This window comes from uncultured Mesonia sp. (assembly GCA_947499595.1).
GTDB lineage: Bacteria > Bacteroidota > Bacteroidia > Flavobacteriales > Flavobacteriaceae > Mesonia > Mesonia sediminis.
The window spans coordinates 1-215 of the sequence record CANMOY010000068.1 but is presented as its reverse complement, the minus strand read 5'-3'; the positions used below and the strand labels follow the sequence as shown (position 1 = coordinate 215).

Here is a 215-nt window from a genome sequence, read left to right as displayed (position 1 = left end):
GCTTCCATCTGGGTTAAATCAAACACGGCGTTTCCGCTATTGTTGGTATCACAGGCTTCTAGTGCGTCTAGATCTTGCGGCAACACCGGTTGAGGACTGTCGAATACTTCTAGGGTTACATTCACAATGGTGTAACAGGCTACTCCTGGGCTTACCACACGCGCATAGATTACTTGGGTGGTATTTACCGTATTGGTAAAGTTGGCCGGTAAAGG

Annotated in this window: 1 protein-coding gene; it reads right to left on the bottom strand. The window is 47.9% G+C overall.

Translation table 11 applies throughout. The features are described 5' to 3' along the window. The coding region (locus ACH2AZ_RS12590) for a hypothetical protein (RefSeq protein ID WP_394908114.1) at positions 1–215 on the bottom strand (215 nt) is incomplete at both ends.